The organism is Duganella sp. GW821-FHT07G03 (assembly GCF_059418605.1).
In genome coordinates, this window is record NZ_JBWKQE010000033.1 from 49,724 (window position 1) to 67,668 (window position 17,945).

At 62.6% G+C, this 17,945-nt stretch carries 14 protein-coding genes; 5 read left to right on the forward strand and 9 right to left on the reverse strand.

From position 1 onward, the window contains the following. Positions 1-66 precede the first annotated feature (66 nt). Positions 67-2,064 (reverse strand): glycoside hydrolase family 97 protein, encoded by a 1,998-nt coding sequence (locus AC07OK_RS28660; protein ID WP_494693458.1) that lies wholly within the window; start codon positions 2,062-2,064, stop codon positions 67-69. Between the two features lie 426 nt (positions 2,065-2,490). On the opposite strand from AC07OK_RS28660, the gene AC07OK_RS28665 reads away from it, so the two are divergent. Beyond that, positions 2,491-5,259 carry a TonB-dependent receptor gene (locus AC07OK_RS28665; protein WP_494693459.1) on the forward strand — a complete coding sequence of 923 codons (2,769 nt, stop codon included), beginning with the start codon at positions 2,491-2,493 and terminating at the stop codon, positions 5,257-5,259. Positions 5,260-5,360: 101 nt separating this feature from the next. Here AC07OK_RS28665 and lepB read toward each other — a convergent pair whose 3' ends face one another. Then, positions 5,361-6,041, reverse strand: a complete 681-nt coding sequence (gene lepB, locus AC07OK_RS28670) for a signal peptidase I (protein WP_494693460.1) — start codon at positions 6,039-6,041, stop codon at positions 5,361-5,363. 122 nt (positions 6,042-6,163) lie between these two features. On the opposite strand from lepB, the gene AC07OK_RS28675 reads away from it, so the two are divergent. Further along, positions 6,164-7,294: a cytochrome P450 gene (locus AC07OK_RS28675; protein ID WP_494693461.1), complete on the forward strand. Its 1,131-nt coding sequence runs from the start codon at positions 6,164-6,166 to the stop codon at positions 7,292-7,294. A gap of 4 nt (positions 7,295-7,298) precedes the next feature. Here the strand turns inward: AC07OK_RS28675 and ggt are convergent, their stop codons facing one another. Together ggt and AC07OK_RS28685 are read right to left on the reverse strand one after the other, a co-directional pair. Next, entirely contained in the window at positions 7,299-9,059 is a 1,761-nt protein-coding gene (gene ggt, locus AC07OK_RS28680) for a gamma-glutamyltransferase (protein ID WP_494693462.1), read from the reverse strand. An 18-nt stretch (positions 9,060-9,077) separates the two neighbouring features. Continuing rightward, on the reverse strand, positions 9,078-9,569 hold the full coding sequence (locus tag AC07OK_RS28685) for a hypothetical protein (RefSeq protein ID WP_494693463.1): 492 nt from the start codon (positions 9,567-9,569) through the stop codon (positions 9,078-9,080). 136 nt (positions 9,570-9,705) lie between these two features. Here AC07OK_RS28685 and AC07OK_RS28690 point away from each other — a divergent pair, with 136 nt between their 5' ends. Continuing rightward, the gene (locus AC07OK_RS28690) at positions 9,706-9,969 is read left to right on the forward strand and encodes a hypothetical protein (RefSeq protein ID WP_494693464.1); all 264 of its coding nucleotides are present in this window, start codon (positions 9,706-9,708) and stop codon (positions 9,967-9,969) included. Positions 9,970-10,056: 87 nt separating this feature from the next. Here the strand turns inward: AC07OK_RS28690 and rpoH are convergent, their stop codons facing one another. The 5 genes from rpoH to AC07OK_RS28715 form a co-directional block, all read right to left on the reverse strand. After that, positions 10,057-10,956: an RNA polymerase sigma factor RpoH gene (gene rpoH, locus AC07OK_RS28695; RefSeq protein WP_494693465.1), complete on the reverse strand. Its 900-nt coding sequence runs from the start codon at positions 10,954-10,956 to the stop codon at positions 10,057-10,059. A gap of 270 nt (positions 10,957-11,226) precedes the next feature. Beyond that, positions 11,227-12,147, reverse strand: coding sequence for a permease-like cell division protein FtsX (ftsX, locus tag AC07OK_RS28700; protein ID WP_494693466.1), 921 nt, complete (start codon positions 12,145-12,147; stop codon positions 11,227-11,229). Further along, positions 12,144-12,800: a cell division ATP-binding protein FtsE gene (locus tag AC07OK_RS28705; protein WP_494693467.1), complete on the reverse strand. Its 657-nt coding sequence runs from the start codon at positions 12,798-12,800 to the stop codon at positions 12,144-12,146. The genes ftsX and AC07OK_RS28705 overlap by 4 nt, the downstream gene beginning before the upstream one ends. A gap of 18 nt (positions 12,801-12,818) precedes the next feature. Continuing rightward, entirely contained in the window at positions 12,819-13,853 is a 1,035-nt protein-coding gene (gene ftsY, locus AC07OK_RS28710) for a signal recognition particle-docking protein FtsY (protein WP_494693471.1), read from the reverse strand. Between the two features lie 119 nt (positions 13,854-13,972). Beyond that, positions 13,973-14,917 (reverse strand): MerR family transcriptional regulator, encoded by a 945-nt coding sequence (locus AC07OK_RS28715; protein WP_494693468.1) that lies wholly within the window; start codon positions 14,915-14,917, stop codon positions 13,973-13,975. A 1,151-nt stretch (positions 14,918-16,068) separates the two neighbouring features. On the opposite strand from AC07OK_RS28715, the gene AC07OK_RS28720 reads away from it, so the two are divergent. Together AC07OK_RS28720 and AC07OK_RS28725 are read left to right on the forward strand one after the other, a co-directional pair. Beyond that, positions 16,069-17,145, forward strand: a complete 1,077-nt coding sequence (locus AC07OK_RS28720) for a porin (protein ID WP_494693469.1) — start codon at positions 16,069-16,071, stop codon at positions 17,143-17,145. Between the two features lie 71 nt (positions 17,146-17,216). After that, positions 17,217-17,774, forward strand: coding sequence for a hypothetical protein (locus AC07OK_RS28725; protein WP_494693470.1), 558 nt, complete (start codon positions 17,217-17,219; stop codon positions 17,772-17,774). Positions 17,775-17,945: the final 171 nt, after the last annotated feature.

The following is a 17,945-nucleotide window of genomic DNA, read 5'->3' on the forward strand; positions in this document are numbered from 1 at the left end:
CAATGTTATGAGATTTTCTACTGATCATAGCATTGCCGGGAGCCGGCGGGGAGGGGCGGTCCTGCGTTAAGGGCTGGTGAGTCGCAACACCACCACCGCGCCGCCGGACGGCGCCAGCTTTAAAGTCAGGCTCTGGTTTGCCAGCACCTTGCGCTCGGCGACGGTCAGGTGGCTGGCGTCGGCGCCGTCCTGCATGACGCGCGCGCTGTAGTTGCCTTTGCCCAGGAAGTCGAGCGACACCTTGACGCTGCGTGCCTGTTCATTGGTCATGGCGCCGATGTACCAGCTGTCGCCCTTGCGGCGGGCTGTGACGATGAATTGGCCGATATCGCCAGCCAGCACGCGCGTTTCATCCCACGAGGTTGGCACCGTCTGGATAAACTCCGCGCCGTCGGCCCAGCCCTTGCCATCGGCGGTTTTGTAGGCGGCGGGACCGTCCGAGACCATCTGGAACGGGCTGTCGTAGACCACGTACATGGCGATCGCCTGGCCGCGGGTGTGCTGCACCATCGGCGAGTGGTTGCGCGGCTTGAACTGGGCGGCGGAGACATGCTGGAAGCCGCCCGGCGTGTAGTCCATCGGCCCCAGTATCATGCGGGTGAAGGGCAGGGTGACGTTGTGGGTGGCGGTGATGCGCGCGCTCCACTTGTTGCTTTCCGCGCCCAGCACGCCTTCCTGGGTCATCAGGTGGGGCCAGGTGCGGTTCATGCCGTTCGGCGGCATGGCGCCGTGCAGATCGACCATGATGTGGTGCTCCGCGGCTTTGGCCAGCAGTTTGTGATACCACTCGACCATCTCCTGGTCGTTGCGGTTCATGAAGTCGACCTTGATGCCCTTGATGCCCCAGGCCTGGTACTGCGCCAGGGCGGCGTCCATCTGCTTGTCCAGTTGCTGCCACTGCAGCCACAACCACACGCCCACGCCCTGCGACTGGGCATAGCTGAGCAGTTCCGGCATGTCGATGACCGGTTTGGCGCGCGTCACGTCCGAGCCCGGCCGCGGTTCGATATCGCTGCCGATCGACCAGCCTTCATCGATCAGGATGTCGTCCAGCTTCATCTCCTTCGAAAAATCGACGAAGGCCTTGTAGGTGGCCGTGTTGATGCCGGCGTTCGGCAGGTTGACGGCCCAGTCGTTCCACCAGTCCCAGGAGGTCTTGGCCGGCTTGATCCAGCTGGTGTCCGCGACCTGCGACGGCGTCGCCAGCGTCGGTATCAGCGAGGAAGCGGTCAGCGCGCCCGGCGTGTCGCCCAGCATGACGACGCGCCAAGGCGTCTTGAAACCCTTGCCGGACAGTTTGACGTCGGCGGAAACGATGCTCTTGAAGCGCGTGTAAGGATCGCTGTCGAAGCGCGGCGGCAGGGTTACTCCCACACCCACGCCGCCATCGCCGCGGCCGGACAGGTAGAAGCCCGGGTAGCCATTGACGTCGGACTCGGCGATGGCGAAGGTGGTCTGGCCCTGGCCGGTCTTGCACACCAGCGGCGCCATGAAGTTGTGGGAGTTGCGGATCTTCGATGCCTTGACCTGGTCGTACTCGGCCTCGAAGCTGGAATCGAAGCGGCCGATATTGGAGCCCCAGCAATCGAAATCCTTGGCGAATCTGAATTCGGTCGTTTCGGTCCTCACCTTGAAGGCGCTCACGCCGGCCTGCTCCGGCACCGCATAGCGGAACGCCACGCCGTTGTCGTAGGCGCGCACCAGGATGTTGAACTTGAATGCCTTGTCGCCGGCGGTGAACGCCAGGTCGGACTGGTTGTAGTGATCGGGCGCGCTGGCGGCCTTGCCAACCACGATGTGGTAGGTGTCGTTGACGCTGCTTGCCGCTTGCCCGGCCAGCTTGGCGCCGGCGCCGAGCTGGATCGAATCGAGCACCAGGCCGAGCGGCGAGGGATTAATGATGGGCTTGCCGTCGCGACTGACGGAGTACATGAGTTTGTCGCTATCGAGCGTGACCACATTGCGGCCATCGGGAGACGTGACCGTGACGGTTTGCGCGCCTGCCGGCGTTGAAAATGCCGCGGACAGCGCCAAGACGCTGACGGCGAGAGGATAGGGTGACATAGACGACTCCTTAATTATTAGTTGTTGGTTCGAAACTCGCATTCGGTTCCGGTATTGCGAGGTGAATACTAGATGCAAAACAATTATATTGCAAACGATTGCAATTCAAATATACGGACCGATGAGTTAATGCGTTGTTAATCACGTACATGTGGTGCGGGCAAAAACACGAAAAATTTCATACATCTATACGTTTATTGTTATTGCTAATTGTGATTAACAACAAATCAAATCAATGCCAGATAGATATTCAAATACATTCAATGCAAACGATTGCAATCGAGGTATTTCACATCTAGTATTCAATTCCCGGCCTGAACGCGGATGTTCGCGCCGCTCATGGCGTCTGCCGGCAACAGGTCTATCCATGCAGGCGCTTGGAAATTTCCAAAATTCATAAAAAAGATACACAGGGAGATAATTAACATGCAGAAAAATACTTTGCGTAAAACCATATTGGCCGGGCTCATAGCTGAAATGCTGATGTCAGTTGGCGCCTCCGCGCAAACCACGGCTGAGCCAGCGCCCGTTGATAACTTGGAGCGAGTCGTCGTCGCCGGTATTCGCGCCTCGCTCGCCTCGTCGTTATCGACCAAGCGGCTGCAAGACGGTGTGGTTGACGCGGTCTCGGCCGAGGATGCCGGGAAGTTTCCAGACACAAATATCGCTGAATCGTTGCAGCGGGTTACCGGCATACAAATCCAGCGCAATGGCGGGGAAGGGCGCTACATTTCCGTACGCGGCTTGGGGCCGGAGTTTAACAACGTCCTGGTCAACGGCCGGACCATCACCAGCGACACCGGCGGCCGGGAATTTTCCTTCGATTTGCTGTCCTCCGACCTGATTTCGAAAGTCCTGGTCTACAAGACCTCGCAAGCCTTCTTGCCGGAGGGCGGGATCGGGTCGACGGTGGACATCCAAACGGCGCGGCCGCTCTCGGGGAAGGCGGGCTACTCCGCCGTGGTCAATGCTTCCGATGCCTACGATACGAATTCGAAGAAGAACACGCCCAACCTGAGCGGCATGTGGTCCTTCGCCAATGAGACGCGGACGTTCGGCGTGGTCGGGTCGCTCTCCTACACCGATCGTGCTTCCAAGCAGAAAAAGGCCATCAACGACGGCTGGACTTACCGGGATGTCACGATGATCGACGGCGATCTCAACTCCAAAGGGTTGACGATGGCCAATGTGTCCAATAAAAAGCTCTACATGCCTTCGAGCTTCGGCTATCAGCAGGAAGAGGAAAGCCGCAAGCGCCTGGTCGCCAATGTCACGGTTCAATACAACCCGTCGCCGACCTGGAAAATCACCGCCGACGCCCTGTATTCCCGTCTCGACCAGAAAAACAATGTGTTTGCCTTCAGCGACTGGAACAATCCAGCCCAGCTCGCTGTCAAGTATGACACCAACAAGCAGGTGACCAGTTTCATTCGTCCGGGCTCGATCTTTTACGCGAACAACCCGGCGCTGGTGGGGAATGGCAACCCTTTATCCGACGTCAACGCCAACGACATGATCGTCAAGGGCGGCGACCGCCTGTCGATCACGCAGGCCTTTGGCTTGAACTCGAAATGGAAGCTGTCGCAAGACTGGAAACTGGAAGGCGATGTGTCGAGTTCACGCTCGACCTCCAAAACGCCTGATATGTTCATGGTGGCCGGCATCGTGCCCAAACATGGCGACCTGCTGACCTTTGGCAGCACTCCCGTGCTGGCTTTGGGCGACGGCGTCACCGATCCCACATCGGTGCGTGCCCATGCCGTATCCAATGGCGACGTCAACAACCTCGACGCCCTGCATGAAGGGCGCTTGAGTTTGTCCTGGGATCACGAGGCCGGCTATTTCAAGGGCATTGATGCCGGAATGGCGTATTCGCAGCGCGGGGTTGAACGAACCGAGTGGAAGAACGACGCCTGGAATTCCTTCAGCGGTTATCACCTTGCTTTGCCGGCCTCCCTGTTCACGGTGACGCCGATGGATAACTTCTTTGGCGCCGCCGGACAAACGCCTGCCGCTTATCTCAGTTACGATCCGTATGCCTACATGAACTATTTGAATCAGCCCGCGTTGTTGGGGCAATCCAATGATCCGGCGACGTATTCCAATCTGACGAAGTATCCGAACGGCCCCATGGCGATCGACTACACGACGCCGTCGATGTGGGGCGTCAAGGAGAAAGTCTCCAGCGTCTTCATGGACAGCAAATGGGAAGGCGCCGGCTGGTCCATGAACGCGGGGCTGCGCATGGTGCACGTCAACTCCACGTCCACCGGCACCAGCCGGGTCTTGCTGTCGGCGGTCAAGAGCCCCAACGATACGACGTTTATTTCCAACTGGGGGCCGAGCACCACGACCACGGTCAGCAATAGCTACAACAGCTTCCTGCCGTCGGCCAATCTGAAGTTCGACCTGACCAGCGCCATGCTCTTGCGTTTGGCGGCCTCCAAAACGGAGACGCGCCCGACCTTGAGTCAAATGGGTGTTGATAATACCTACGGCGGACGCTTCGGCGATGTGCAAACCGGCGGCGGCAATCCATACCTGAAGCCTATGCAGTCAAAAAACCTGGACCTGTCGTATGAATGGTATCTGTCGAAGACCAATTTCATCGGTGGCGCCATATTTCTGAAGAAGGTCTCCAACTTTCTTGAGACAAAGTTGGTGGACATGAAGATCCCGCAGTTCAACGAGATCGTGCATGACACCCGCGTGCGGAATGGGCAAGAAGGGAAAATCAAGGGCGTGGAGGTGGCAGGTCAATACGCCTTCGATAGCGCTATTCCGTTGTTGCAAGGATTTGGTGTGGCGGCCAACTACACCTATGTCGACGCCAACGCGACCCGCGACAGCGACAGCGGCGCGCCCGCTTGCGGCTATCCCGGCTTGTCGCCGCAATCGTATAACGGCTCGGTCTTCTTTGAAAACGGCGACTTCCAGGCGCGGATGAGCTACAACTGGCGCAACCGTTTTTCGGTCGACTGTGGCGGCGGCAGCACCCTGCCGCGCACCCGCGCAGCATATGGACAGACCGATGCCAGCCTGCGCTACAACGTGTCGCGCTCGGTGGCGGTCTATGTCGACGCGATTAACTTGAACAATTCAAAAATGCATGAATATGCCAATAACGAGAGCCAGTTCCTGACCTTCGAGGATGTTGGCCGACGCTTCAGCGTTGGCGTCAGGGTGGCGTTCTAAGGCCCGGTATTTGCGGGCTAGACCGAGTGTCCAGTAGTTGCTCGGACGTTGCCGATGCAACTTTTATATCGTGGACGGCGCAAGCCGCTCCACGATTTTTTTTACGGTGACGGGTAGAGGCTCATGCCGAAGCGTTCGGTGCGGGGATGCCAGTTGCCGGTGATGTCGGCCGAGGCCAGCACGCGTTCGGCGCGGCCGATCAGCAGGGCGCGCGGCACCAGGCCGATGTAGCGCGAGTCTTCGCTGTTGTCGCGGTTATCGCCCAACATCATGTACTGGCCGGCGGGCACGGTGACGGGCGCGAAATCGCGGCGGGCCTGCACTTGCGGCATCAGCTGGATGGAGTGGGCGCGGGCGTCGGCGATGGCTTCGCCGACGTGCAGCGCGGCCATGTCGCCCAGGCCCTTGACGGATTCGGTGGCGTGGCCGAGGGCCGAGTAGCCGGCCTGCTGGCCGTTGATGATCAGCTGCTCGTTGCGCATTTCGACGCGGTCGCCCGGCAGCGCGATCACGCGCTTGATCAGGCGGGTGCCGTCCCTGGGCGAGGAGAAGGTGACGATGTCGCCGCGCTGCGGTTCGCCGGTGGTGCCGATGACGACGTCGGTCAGTGGCACCTTGACGTTGTAGGCCAGGCGGTTGACGAACACCACGTCGCCTTCCAGCAGGTTGGGGTGCATGGAGGCGGAGGGGATCGGATTCCAGTCGGCGACGGCGGTGCGGAAGATCCCGAACAGCATCAGGAAGAGTAAGAAGCCTTTGTTGGCGCGTGCCCAGTTTTTCATTGCATTCCCCAGAGTGGTGTCGGTGGCTTAGTTTGTTGGCTGATTCTTAAACATGGCTTAGCTGCTGGCTTACTTCGGCGCAGGCCTAACTATCGCGGTGAAAATGGTGGCATGCTGGCCACATGAATACAAACCATCCCCAACACGCGCTGGCAGCGGTGACGCATGCCGACCCTTATCCATACTACGACGAATTGGCGGCACTGCAAGGATTGCGTTTCGACGCGGATCTTGGGCTGTGGATCGCCGCCAGCGCCGCCGACGTGATGGCGGTGATGCGGCATCCCGATTGTCGCGTGCGGCCGCTGGCCGAGCCGGTGCCGGCGGCGATCGCGGGCGGCGCGGCGGGGCAGGTGTTCGGCGCGCTGGTGCGCATGAACGACGGCGAGCGGCATGCCGTGCCCAAGCTGGCCTTGCAGCGGGCGCTGGCCGGCGTGAGCGCGCAGGCGGCGCAGCAGCGGGCGGAGTTGATCGGCCGGCGCTTGTGGTGTGACGATGGCCTGGCGGCGTGGATGTTCGAGGCGCCGGTGTCGGCGATGGCCAGTCTGCTGGGTTTTGCGGACAGCCGGTTGCCGGCGGTGGCGGCGTGGATGGGCGAGTTCGTGGCTTGCCTGTCGCCGTACAGCGATGCGTCGCAGATCGCGCGCGCGCATGCGGCGGCGCTGGCGCTGCTGGGCAGTTTCGAGGAATTGCTGCGCGAGGCCGCATCATCGGCGGCGCAGGACAGCCCGCTGTCGCAAGTGATTGCCGAGGCGCGGGCGGTGGGGTGGAGCGAGTCGTATGGCTTGCTGGCCAATCTGGTCGGCCTGCTGTCGCAGACTTACGAAGCCACGGCCGGCCTGATCGGCAACAGCGTGCTGGCGCTGGCGCGTCAACCGTCAGATGAGCGCAGCGGCGTGGAAGATGCCGCCGCTCTGGTGCGCATGGTCAGCCGTCTCGATCCGGCTATCCAGAACACGCGCCGTTTCGTGGCGCGCGATTGCGAGATCGGCGGCGTGCCTTTGCTGGCGGGGCAAACGATATTGCTGGTGCTGGCCGCAGCAGGGCGCGATCCACGCGGCGAAGGCCGCGAGTTCGGCTTCGGTCATGGCGCGCATGCGTGTCCGGGGCAGGCGCTGGCGCTCGCCTTGGCTACCGGCGCGATGCAGGCGCTGATGTCAGCGTTGGACGCGCAAGCTGAATCGACTTTGCTGCGGACGCTGAGCTGGACTTATCGCCGCTCGCCCAATGCCCGCATGCCGGTCTTCAGTTGAATGCTTAGTGCGCCGTTTTCTGCACCAGCGCGCTGCCGGCGCCGTGGCGGTGGCCTTCGCTGACGGCAGTGATGGTGCCGTCCGGGTTGAACACCAGCGCGTTGGCGGCGCCGATTTCTTCCGGCGTGTTCCAGTGCTGGCCGGTCTTCTCCAACGCCTTGGCCTGCGCGCTGCCGGCGAAGCCCGGCTCGACGTCGGTCGCCGTGCCGTTGCGCTCGGACAGGCGTGGCGCGTTCAACGCGTCCGGCATGCTCATGCCCAGGTCGACGTAGTTGAAGATGGTTTGCAGCACGGTGGTGATGATGGTGGCGCCGCCCGGACTGCCGATCGAGAACGCCGGCTTGCCGTTCTTGAAGGCCAGCGTCGGCGACATGCTGCTGCGCGGACGCTTGCCCGCTTCCGGCACGTTGGGCGCAGGGCCTGAGAAGTCGAAGTCGGTCATCTCGTTGTTCAGCAGGAAGCCATAGCCCGGCACCACGATGCCGCTGCCGCCCCAGGATTCGATGGTGTAGGTGTAGGAGACGATGTTGCCGTCCTTGTCCGACACGGTCAGGTGGGTGGTGTGCGCGCCTTCGGCCAGCAGCTTGTTGGCGTTGGGGCGCAGCGGCACGCTGATGTCGTTCTGGAACGGATACGGATCGCCGGCCGGCGCCTGCACGCTGGCCTGGTTCGGGTTGATCAGCTCGCGACGGCGGGCGGCGTAGTCCTTGTTCAGCAGGCCGGCCACCGGCGCTTCGACGAACTCCGGATCGGCCAGGTAGGCGTTGCGGTCGGCGAAGGCCAGGCGGCTCGCCTCCAGGTACAGGTGTTCGGCCTTCTCCTTGGGCATGGCCTTGAGGTCGTAGCCTTCGAGGATGTTCAGCGCTTCGGCGATGGCGATGCCGCCGCTGCTCGGCAGGGGCATGCCGTACAAGTCGTAGCCGCGGTAGGTGCTGTGCACCGGCTGGCGCAGGCGCGCTTCGTAGTTGGCCAGGTCGGCCATGGTCATCTGGCCGGCGCGCACCTGCACGCCGCTGGCGACCTTGGGCTGGTTCACGGCGTCGACCACGGCGCGGCCGATCTTGCCATCATAGAAAGCCTTGACGCCGCCGGCCGCCAGTTCGCGGTAGGCCTTGGCCAGGCCGGGGTTGCGCAGGATGCTGCCGGGCTGGATGGCCTTGCCGTTCTTCAGGTAGAGCGCGGCGGTGTCGGGGAACATGCGGAACTTGGCCTCGCTGTCTTCGACCAGGTGGGTGAAGTTGGCGTTGACGGCGAAGCCGTCGCTGGCCACGGCGATGGCCGGCGCCAGCACCTGCTTGAACGACATCGAGCCGTAGCGGTCCAGCGCTTCGTGCCAGCCGCGCACGGTGCCTGGCACGCCGACCGCCATGCCGCTGGCGACCACGGTGTCGAAGTCCATGATCTTGCCGTCCTGCTGGAACACGGTGGGCGTGAAGTTGGCCGGCGCCGTTTCGCGGTGGTCGATGGTGATCACGCGCTTGTCCCTGGCCAGGTAGATGACCATGAAGCCGCCGCCGCCGATGCCGCAGCTGAACGGATCGGTCACGCCCAGGGTGGCGGCCGCGGCGACGGCGGCGTCGATGGCGTTGCCGCCCTTGTTGAGGATGGCCAGCGCCGCCTGGGACGCCGGTTCGCTGATGGTGGCGACGGCGCCGCCGCTGCCGGTGGCGACCGGGGTCTTGGCCCAGGCCGCCGGCGGCAGGATCAACGTCAGGATGATGGAGGAAACGAGAACGGTACGGGCGGGGCGGCGGGGCTGGGTCATGGGGGCGCTGGGTCCGGGTTAGGATGAAGGTGCGTTGCTCACCCTCAAGCTTACCCGATAATCCGGCGTGGTTTCATTCTTGGCTGGGACCGCCTGCGGTTCGACGCCGGTCAGCGTGAAGGTCAGGCCGTTTTGGGTGACGCTGGCGCTGGCGTTGGGCATGCTGTCGGACAGCACGAAGCTGCTGGTGGTGCCGTCGGGCGCGGTCAGCGCGAAGCTGTAGCTGATGTAGCCGGCCCAGACGCAGACGGCGCCGACGCGGCAGCGGCTGTCGTTGACGCGCTCCAGCTTGAGGCTGGGGGCGCCGGCGGTGGCGCCGCTGAGGCCGGGCGTGGCGGCCGGCGCGATGGCCACGCTGGCGCCCTGGGTCAGGACGTAGGTCTGCGAGAACGCCTGCGGCGCGGCGGCGGCGCGGTTGACGGCGGACGCGGAACCGCAGGCGTGCAGCAGGGCCAGCATGGCCACCAGCAGCGGCAGGATGATCAACTGCCTGGATAATGTGGATTTCATAAATACCTCTTCCCTCGAAGTAGACGGCAAGCTTAGCAAAAAGATCATGCGCGTGTCGCACGAACCGCAGCTTTACAGCGCTGGGTCAAACTATGTGCCGTAGAATGGAGGCCCTGAATCACATTGACTGAACAAAATGAAAAAGACCGGCATGGCGAAAAGCGACGCTAAAAAATTAATGGGCCAGATGTCCGCCCCTGGCGGCGCCAGCTTCGGCAAGGTGGCCGAGGTGGTCGACAAGCGGGAGCAGCGCAAGCGCGATCAAGCCTTGGGGCTGGTGCCGTTCGCGGTCAAGCTGAACAGCGACCTGGTGCAGCAGCTGCATGCCAGGGCGAAACAACGCGATATCGACCTGAACGAGCTGGTCGGTGAACTGCTGGCGCAAAGCCTGGCAGCGTAAAACGGAAAAAAGCCCCGTGTGCGCATGCGACGCTCAAGCTCGTCGCACCGCCACACGGGGCTTTTTCTATGACTGGGCCCGGGGCGCTTACACGTAGGCGGCCAGCGAGCCCTTCATTTTTTTCAGCGCGGCCACTTCGATCTGGCGGATGCGCTCGGCCGAGACGCCGAATTCTTCCGCCAGCGTGTGCAAGGTGGCGCCGGAGCCGTCGTCGTTGGCCAGCCAGCGGCTTTCGACGATGCGGCGCGAACGGGCGTCCAGCTTGCCCAGCGCTTGTTCCAGCCCTTCCGATTGCAAACGGGTCACCTGTTCGGCTTCCAGCACGCGGGTCGGCTCGCTCGCTTCGGACGACAGGTAGGCGATCGGCGCGAACTTGTCGTCTTCGTCGTCGTTCGGCGATTCCAGCGCGATGTCGCGGCCGCTCAGGCGGGTTTCCATCTCGATCACTTCTTCGCGCTTGACGTCCAGCAACTTGGCCAGGCTGTCGATCTGCGTAGGCGTCATCGCGTCCAGGCCGGTCTTGTGGCTGCGCAGGTTGAAGAACAGCTTGCGCTGCGCCTTGGTGGTCGCCACCTTGACCAGGCGCCAGTTTTTCAGGATGTACTCGTGCATCTCGGCCTTGATCCAGTGCATCGCGTACGACACCAGGCGCACGCCCTGGTCCGGGTCGAAGCGCTTGACCGCCTTCATCAGGCCGATATTGCCTTCCTGGATCAGGTCGGCGTGCGGCAGGCCGTAGCCCAGGTAGCCGCGGGCGATCGACACCACCAGGCGCAGGTGCGACAGCACCAGTTCCTGGGCGGCGCCGAGGTCGTTCTTATCCCTGAGGCGCTTGGCCAGCGAAATTTCATCGTCGTGCGTCAGCATCGGCAGGCGGTTGACGGCCGAAATGTAGGCGTCCAGGTTGCCCAGGTTGCCAGTGAACCCGAGTCCCAGGGCGCTATTGGTCGCAGGTACCAAGGCAGTCGGTGCGGACATCATAGTCATATTCATTCCTTCGCTCGATGATAGTGCTTATTCTTAATGTTGCTTGATGCTGTAGAGAATTGTTTTGCTCTTCAGTCCACGTATATTAGCACTCTCCTTCGTCGAGTGCCAATCACCAGATATTAATTGCCTCGATAGCAAAACGCTATGAGGTTTTTCAGCATCATGGAGGTGTTTGAACCAGCATGCGCGCCGGAGCTTAGGCTGGACTTAATGCTAAGCGGGCAGGGAGGGGCGCTTCCGTGCGGGGACGCACGGAAGGACGGGGGATCAGTTCAGGCGGGACAGGTGGCGCTGCACCGACAGCAGCGCGCCGACCAGGCCGAGGCCGGCCGACAGCGCCAGCAGGCCGGCCATGGCCAGCGGCGGCAGCGGCGCCAGCTGGAACTCGGAGGCGTACAATCTTGCGAATTCGGCAATGGCGAGGTTCAGCGGATGCAGCGCCAGCGACACCGCGCCCAGCGCCACGCCGCCGGCGCACAGGCCCAGCAGCGCGCCGGTGTAATAGAAGGGGCGGTGGATGAAGCTGTCGGTGGCGCCGATCAGCTTGGACACCAGGATTTCCTCGCGCTGGGTCATCACCTGCAGGCGGATGGTGTTGAAGATGACCGCGATCACCACCGTGCCCAGCGTGGCCGCCAGCAGCAGCAGCGCCAGCCGCAGCACGTTGAGCAGCGCCGCCAGCCGCTTGACCCAGGCCGAGTCGACCTGCACCGTGTCGACGCCGGGCAGGGCGCGGATCTGCTCGGCCAGCTGGTCGACGTCACCGCCGGCCTGGGCGTTGCGGAAGGCGTCCAGCTTGAGCACATAGCTGTCCGGCAGCGGATTGTCGCCCAGCGTGGTCAGCACGTCGGCCAGGCCGCTCTTGTCCTTGAGCTGGTCGAGCGCCTTTTCGCGCGGGGTGAAGATGATCTTGGCCTGCTTGTCCCTGACGGTCTGGCGCAGCGACACGGCCAGCGCCTCGGCCTGCTCGCGCGGGGTGTCCTGCTTGAGGAAGACGCTGATCTCGGGATCGACCGACAACTGCTCGGACATCGGGCGCACGTTGTCGAGCAGGGTGACGCCGGTGAACGGCAGCGCCAGCGCGATCGCCACCACCAATATGTTGAACAGGAAGCCGCCGGGCGAGCGGCGCAGGTGGACCAGCGCCGCGGCCAGCGCGTAGCGGTGTTGTCGGAACCACAGCGTCATGCCGCCACCTCCAGTTGACCTTGCTTGAGATGGATGACGCGCGCGGCCGCATCCAGCATCTGTTCATCGTGGCTGGAGATCAGGCAGGTGACGCCGACCGAATGGAAAGCCTTGAGCGCGTCGAGCACCTGGTTGGCGCTGGCGCGGTCCAGGTTGGCGGTCGGTTCGTCGGCCAGGATCACTTGCGGGCGGTTGACGATGGCGCGCGCGATCGACACCCGCTGTTGCTCGCCGCCGGACAGGGCCAGCGGCTGGGCGTGGGCGCGCTCGAGCAGGCCGACCTTGTCGAGGGCGGCGCGCGCGCGCTGCTCGGCCTGGGCGCGCGAGGCGCCCGTGACCAGCAGCGGCAGCATGACGTTGGCCAGGATGGAGCGGTCGGTCAGCAGGCGCTGCTGCTGGAAGATCAGGCCCAGGTTGCGGCGCAGGAAGGGCACGGCGGCCGGCTTGACGCGGGCGATGTCCTGGCCGTTGACGATCACCTGGCCGGCGCTGGGGCGCTCGATGGCGGCGATCATTTTCAGCAGGGTGGACTTGCCGGCGCCCGAGGGGCCGGCCAGGAACACCAGCTCACCCTTGGCCACCGTGAACGAGACGTCGCGCAGCGCCGTGGCGTCGGGGGAGTATTGTTTCGAGACGTTGCGAAATTCGATCATGGCGGCTTATCGTTGGGGTTAGCCCAGCAGGGCTTCGACAAATTCGGCGGCGACGAACGGCTGCAAGTCTTCGATCTTCTCGCCGATGCCGATGAAGTACACCGGCACCGGGCGCACGCGGGCGATGGCGGCCAGCACGCCGCCCTTGGCCGTGCCGTCCAGTTTGGTGATGACCAGGCCGGTCAGCTTGAGGGCGTCGTCGAAGGCCTTGACCTGGGCCAGCGCGTTCTGGCCGGTGTTGCCGTCGATGACCAGCAAGGTTTCGTGCGGCGCGCCTTCCATGCCCTTGGCGATGACGCGCTGGACTTTCTTGAGCTCTTCCATCAGGTGCAGCTGGGTCGGCAGGCGGCCGGCGGTGTCGATCATCACCACGTCCAGGCCCTTGGCCTTGCCGGACTGTACGGCGTCGAAGGACACGGCGGCCGGGTCGCCCGAGGCTTGCGAGATCACGGTGATGTTGTTGCGCTGGCCCCAGACCATCAGCTGCTCGCGGGCGGCGGCGCGGAAGGTGTCGCCGGCGGCCAGCAGCACCGACTGGCCGTGGGTCTGCATGTGCTTGGCCAGCTTGCCGATGGTGGTGGTCTTGCCGGCGCCGTTGACGCCGGAAATCATCATCACGGTCGGCTGGTGGCGGCCCAGCTCGAACGGCCGCTGCAGCGGGGTCAACAGCTCGATCAGCAGCTGCTTCAGGGCGGCCTTGACGGCGGCGGCGTCGAGCAGCTTGTCGTCCTTGACCTTTTGCTTGAGCGCGTCGAGCAGGTAGTGGGTGGCGTCGACGCCGGCGTCGGCCATCAGCAGCGCCGCTTCCAGCTCCTCGTACAGCTCGTCGTCGATCTTGGCGCCGACGAACAGGATGGACAGGTTGTTCGAGGTCTTGGACAGGCCGGCCTTCAGGCGCGACATCCACGACAGTTTCGGCGCCGGTTCCTCGATCGGGAGCAGCTCGGGCAGGGGGGCGGGCGGGGTTGCCGCGCTGGGGGTGGGGGCCGGTGCCGGGGTTTTGACCTCAGGCACTTCCGGGGCGACGGGTTTTTTCTTGAAGAAACTAAACATGGACATGTGGTTGGGGGGCGCTTCAAGCTGATGGCCGGCAGCGCCGGACACGGGGAAATGCGGCTATTTTACCAGAGCGCGGCGCGCCCGCCCGGCCGTGCTACCGGAATGACAACGTTTTAGCCGGCGGCCGGGACGTTGCGCTGGCGCCATTCGGCGATGGCGGCGCTGATGTCGGACAGGGCGTAGACCCGCACGTAAGGCGGGCGGCGCCGCTTGAAGGCGGCGTTGCCGCCGCCGGCCCACAGCTCGGTGCCGCCGCCCAGGCGGGTGTGCAGCTCGCTCAGGGCGTCGAGCGCCTGGCGCGCGTTCATGCCGACCGAGAACGACAGGGCGATGATGTCGACCCGCTGCACCCGCGCCGCCTCGACGATGTCGAGCAGCGGCGTCTGCACGCCCAGCGAGATGCAGTGCGCGCCTTCGGCCACGCACATCGCCTCGGCCATCAGCAGGCCCAGGCCGTGGCGTTCCTGCGGCAGCGTGGTCAGCATGATGCGCGGCGCGCCCAGGTTGCTGGCGTTGGCCTGCGGCATGGCGAAGATGGCGCTGCGCATGACCACCGTCAAGGACTCGGTATATAAGTGTTCCTCGAACGTGGCGAGGGCGCCGCTGGCCCAGGCTTCGCCGATGAGCGCGGTCAGCGGCGCCACCAGCTCGATCACGAAGCTTTTCAGGCCCATCATCAGCAGCGCCTGCGACAGCTTGCGGCGCAGCGCCTCCATCTGGTGGCTCAGACACAGGTCCAGGTAGGCTTGCAGCACCGGTGGCGTGGCCGTGGCGCCATGCTGGCCGCCGGTGGCCTGGCCGCTCAGCGCCTGCAGTTCGGGGGTGGTGTACTGGATCACCTTGCCCGGGCGGTAGCCCAGGTCGATCAGGCGCTTGACCAGGCGCAGCTTGTGGACTTGCTCGATCGGATAGACCCGTTCGCCGTTCGGATCGCGCAGCGGCTGCGGGAAGTCGTAGCGCCGTTCCCACACGCGCAGGGTTTCCTTGGCGACGCCGGTGTCGCGCTCGACGTCGCTGATCGTGCTGGGAACTGTTTGTGAGGAAACTTTAATAGTCATCAGGCATAAGCGCCCGCCATTTATTTGACAGTCGCGAGGGTTGGCACGGGGTCCGGGTGCACAGTGCGCGAACAGGCCAGGCCGGGAGCGCGCGACCTGCATTTTACATTCGATTTGCGCCCGAAAGTATGGTGCGCGCTCTCGGGTTTTGTTTCGTTTTCGCTATGAAAAAGTGCTTGTCCACGACACACAGTTGACATACAGAACTAATGAACTGTTTATCGGCTTTCCCCTTGCTTTGTCATGGACAAGATATTTTGCAATGATGTGAAAAATATCCCAATAACTGTTGCAGTGAGCGTCATTTCGAGGGCGGATCGCCTCCGCGGCGCCGATTTTGTGCGCCAGATCAAGCGCGGCGGGCCGGCGCGCCACATGCATGGGATTCATGCAGATGCCGCGCGATTCCCACAGCATTCCATCGTATTTTGCAAGACCTGTCGTTTAGAGTGTCTCAAATTGGCAACACGTAGCAATTTCTTACAAATTGCTGATGCAGTGCAACACCTTGCAAAGACGACAGAATTTCCTACACTAATAAAGGGCTATCACTATGAGCAAAGTTGGTCCCGAGGCTAGTTTGGCGATATAAACTGCCAAACAAAGTCCTGAGTTGTAAGCTTATTACCATTGAGTCGAGGCGAGCGACGGGGTGCTTCAGTATAAAATGGCGTCAGAAATAGCAAAGTGGCTATTTTTACTTGGTCCGACAACGATGTAGTCACGCATGCCTAGCGCTTGCATTTGTCACTCGGGCAGCCTGCACAACGGGATGCTGCAATGGATGCATCGGGCGGAATTACCGGGCTAGTTAGGCTTACTCGGCAGGAAATATTGCGATGCGGTAAAATGCTGCTGTTTTGAAAACGGGCAGGGGTAAAGGCAGGCAAGATGAACGCTTTTACACTTGATCGACAAGCAAAGCATCAGTATAGTGCCGCCTCTGGCGCATTTTGCGCTGCGATAAAGCCGGCGTCGATACAATCGGCCGCAACTTAAGTGAACGCGACCCGCAAGCCGGGACCGCATAGTGGCAGCTGGGGAGTTTGCCCTCACGCATAGACGGCGCTGCAGAAGGCGCCGATAAGCACCGAACACGCCGTAATACTAGCTTTACCTTTTTACAGCAACACAACTGAAGGAAACACGTAATGAAAAAATCCCTTATCGCTATCTCCGTCCTGGGCGCAATGAGCTCGGCAGCATTTGCACAATCGAACGTAACGATCTACGGTATCGTCGATGCCGGTATCGTCAGCGAGCGCGGCGGCGTTGCCAACACCACCAAAGTAACCAGCGGCGTAGGCTCGGCCTCCCGTCTGGGTTTCAAAGGTACGGAAGATCTGGGCGGTGGTCTGAGCGCTGTCTTCGTGCTGGAATCGGGCGTTAAAGTTGACACCGGTGAGTCCGATGTTGCTGGTTCGATCGCTAACCGTCAATCGTACGTTGGTCTGAAGTCGACCACCGCCGGCCAGCTGACCCTGGGCCGTCAGTACACCCCTTACTACGAAACCCTGCGTGACGTGGCTGACCCGTTCGCACTGGGCTACGCTGGTACCGCCAAGAACCTGTTCGGCGTGGCTGGCAACAACACCCGCAACAGCAACGCTATCGTGTACCAGTCGCCATCGATCGAAGGCTTCCAGGGCGAAGTGTCCTACTCGGTAGGCGAGCAAGCTGGCGACGCATCGGCACAACGCCAAATCGGCGCATGGGCTGGCTACTCGAACGGTCCTCTGAACGTTCGCGTTGCTTACAATGCACGCAACAACGACACCGTTGCTCCTAAGCTGAGCACCGACATCGGCCGCAACGCCCTGATCGCTGCCAACTACGACTTCGTCGTGGTGAAGGCTTTCGCTGCTTACAGCAAAGACAAGGGCACCAACAGCTCGGCTCTGGCTAACGGCAACAACCCGTTCGGCTACGTCGTCGCTCCTACCGCTTCGCGCGACAGCAGCGTTGCTCTGATCGGCGCTACCGCTCCTATCGGTCCTAACGGCACCCTGATGGCTTCGTACACCCGCAAGAACGACAAAGAAGTCGCTAACCACGATGCGGACCAGTGGGCAGTTGGCTACTCGTACGCTCTGTCGAAGCGCACCAGCACCTATGTTGCTTTCGCTAAGATCAAGAACAAGAACGGCGCTAGCTACACCGTTGGTAACAACACCGAAGCTGGTTCGGGCGACAAAGCCTTCAACCTGGGCATGCGTCACTCGTTCTAATCTGATCTGATCAGTTAGAATCCACAACGGCTGCCTGGTGCAGCCGTTGTTCATTTCTGAAAGCCGTTACCATGACGACCTCCCGACGCGCCGTGCTGGCCGGCGCCATATTGCTCGCTTCCTGCGCGGTGTTCGCCGCGCCCAAGCTGGCGCGCAAGCCGGCCGCGCCGGGCGGCAGCCTGCCGCGCTACGGCATGCTGGTGTACTCGGACCTGTGCATCCACATGGATAGCGGCGAGTTCGGCGGGCAGCGCATCACCTTGCAACGGTTTTCAGAAGTCGATACGGTGCTGTATGAATACACGGCCGGCGGCCTGAGCTGGCCGGTGGTGGCCAGCGACGTCACCATCGACCCGCGCGGCAAGCAGTTGTATTTCACGGTACGGCCGCCGGACGAGGACGAGCGCACCATCAGCGGCAAGCTGGCCGACGGCGGCAAGACCCTGGTGCTCGATGGCGGCTACTGCGGCGACGCGGCGGTGCCGATGCGGCTGTCGCTGGTGACCGATTTCGGCCGCAAGGCCGGCGCCTGCCGCGCCTGTCCGGCGCCCAAGCAGAAGAAAGAATTGGAAGAAGAGTTGCCGGCCCCGGTTATCGAGGCCGGCAAGACCACCACCGCCGGCCTCTGAGCCGGCGGTTTTCATTGAGGGTCAAGTCTGACATTCGGACACGGACCCGGCCGTACAGCTGTGTACGGTAGAGGTCGTGTCCGAATGTCAGACCTCGTATATTGAGCATACCGCATCTCCATTGGATAATAAGGAGGTAGGTGCGGCCGGGCGGAGTGACGCTGATCAGAC

Excerpts from the sequence above, each read along its gene's own strand:
- AC07OK_RS28660 (WP_494693458.1), bottom strand. The coding sequence starts at position 2,064 with ATGTCACCCTATCCTCTCGCCGTCAGCGTCTTGGCGCTGTCCGCGGCA.
- AC07OK_RS28665 (WP_494693459.1), top strand. The coding sequence starts at position 2,491 with ATGCAGAAAAATACTTTGCGTAAAACCATATTGGCCGGGCTCATAGCT.
- lepB (WP_494693460.1), bottom strand. The coding sequence starts at position 6,041 with ATGAAAAACTGGGCACGCGCCAACAAAGGCTTCTTACTCTTCCTGATG.
- AC07OK_RS28675 (WP_494693461.1), top strand. The coding sequence starts at position 6,164 with ATGAATACAAACCATCCCCAACACGCGCTGGCAGCGGTGACGCATGCC.
- ggt (WP_494693462.1), bottom strand. The coding sequence starts at position 9,059 with ATGACCCAGCCCCGCCGCCCCGCCCGTACCGTTCTCGTTTCCTCCATC.
- AC07OK_RS28685 (WP_494693463.1), bottom strand. The coding sequence starts at position 9,569 with ATGAAATCCACATTATCCAGGCAGTTGATCATCCTGCCGCTGCTGGTG.
- AC07OK_RS28690 (WP_494693464.1), top strand. The coding sequence starts at position 9,706 with ATGAAAAAGACCGGCATGGCGAAAAGCGACGCTAAAAAATTAATGGGC.
- rpoH (WP_494693465.1), bottom strand. The coding sequence starts at position 10,956 with ATGACTATGATGTCCGCACCGACTGCCTTGGTACCTGCGACCAATAGC.
- ftsX (WP_494693466.1), bottom strand. The coding sequence starts at position 12,147 with ATGACGCTGTGGTTCCGACAACACCGCTACGCGCTGGCCGCGGCGCTG.
- AC07OK_RS28705 (WP_494693467.1), bottom strand. The coding sequence starts at position 12,800 with ATGATCGAATTTCGCAACGTCTCGAAACAATACTCCCCCGACGCCACG.
- ftsY (WP_494693471.1), bottom strand. The coding sequence starts at position 13,853 with ATGTTTAGTTTCTTCAAGAAAAAACCCGTCGCCCCGGAAGTGCCTGAG.
- AC07OK_RS28715 (WP_494693468.1), bottom strand. The coding sequence starts at position 14,917 with ATGACTATTAAAGTTTCCTCACAAACAGTTCCCAGCACGATCAGCGAC.
- AC07OK_RS28720 (WP_494693469.1), top strand. The coding sequence starts at position 16,069 with ATGAAAAAATCCCTTATCGCTATCTCCGTCCTGGGCGCAATGAGCTCG.
- AC07OK_RS28725 (WP_494693470.1), top strand. The coding sequence starts at position 17,217 with ATGACGACCTCCCGACGCGCCGTGCTGGCCGGCGCCATATTGCTCGCT.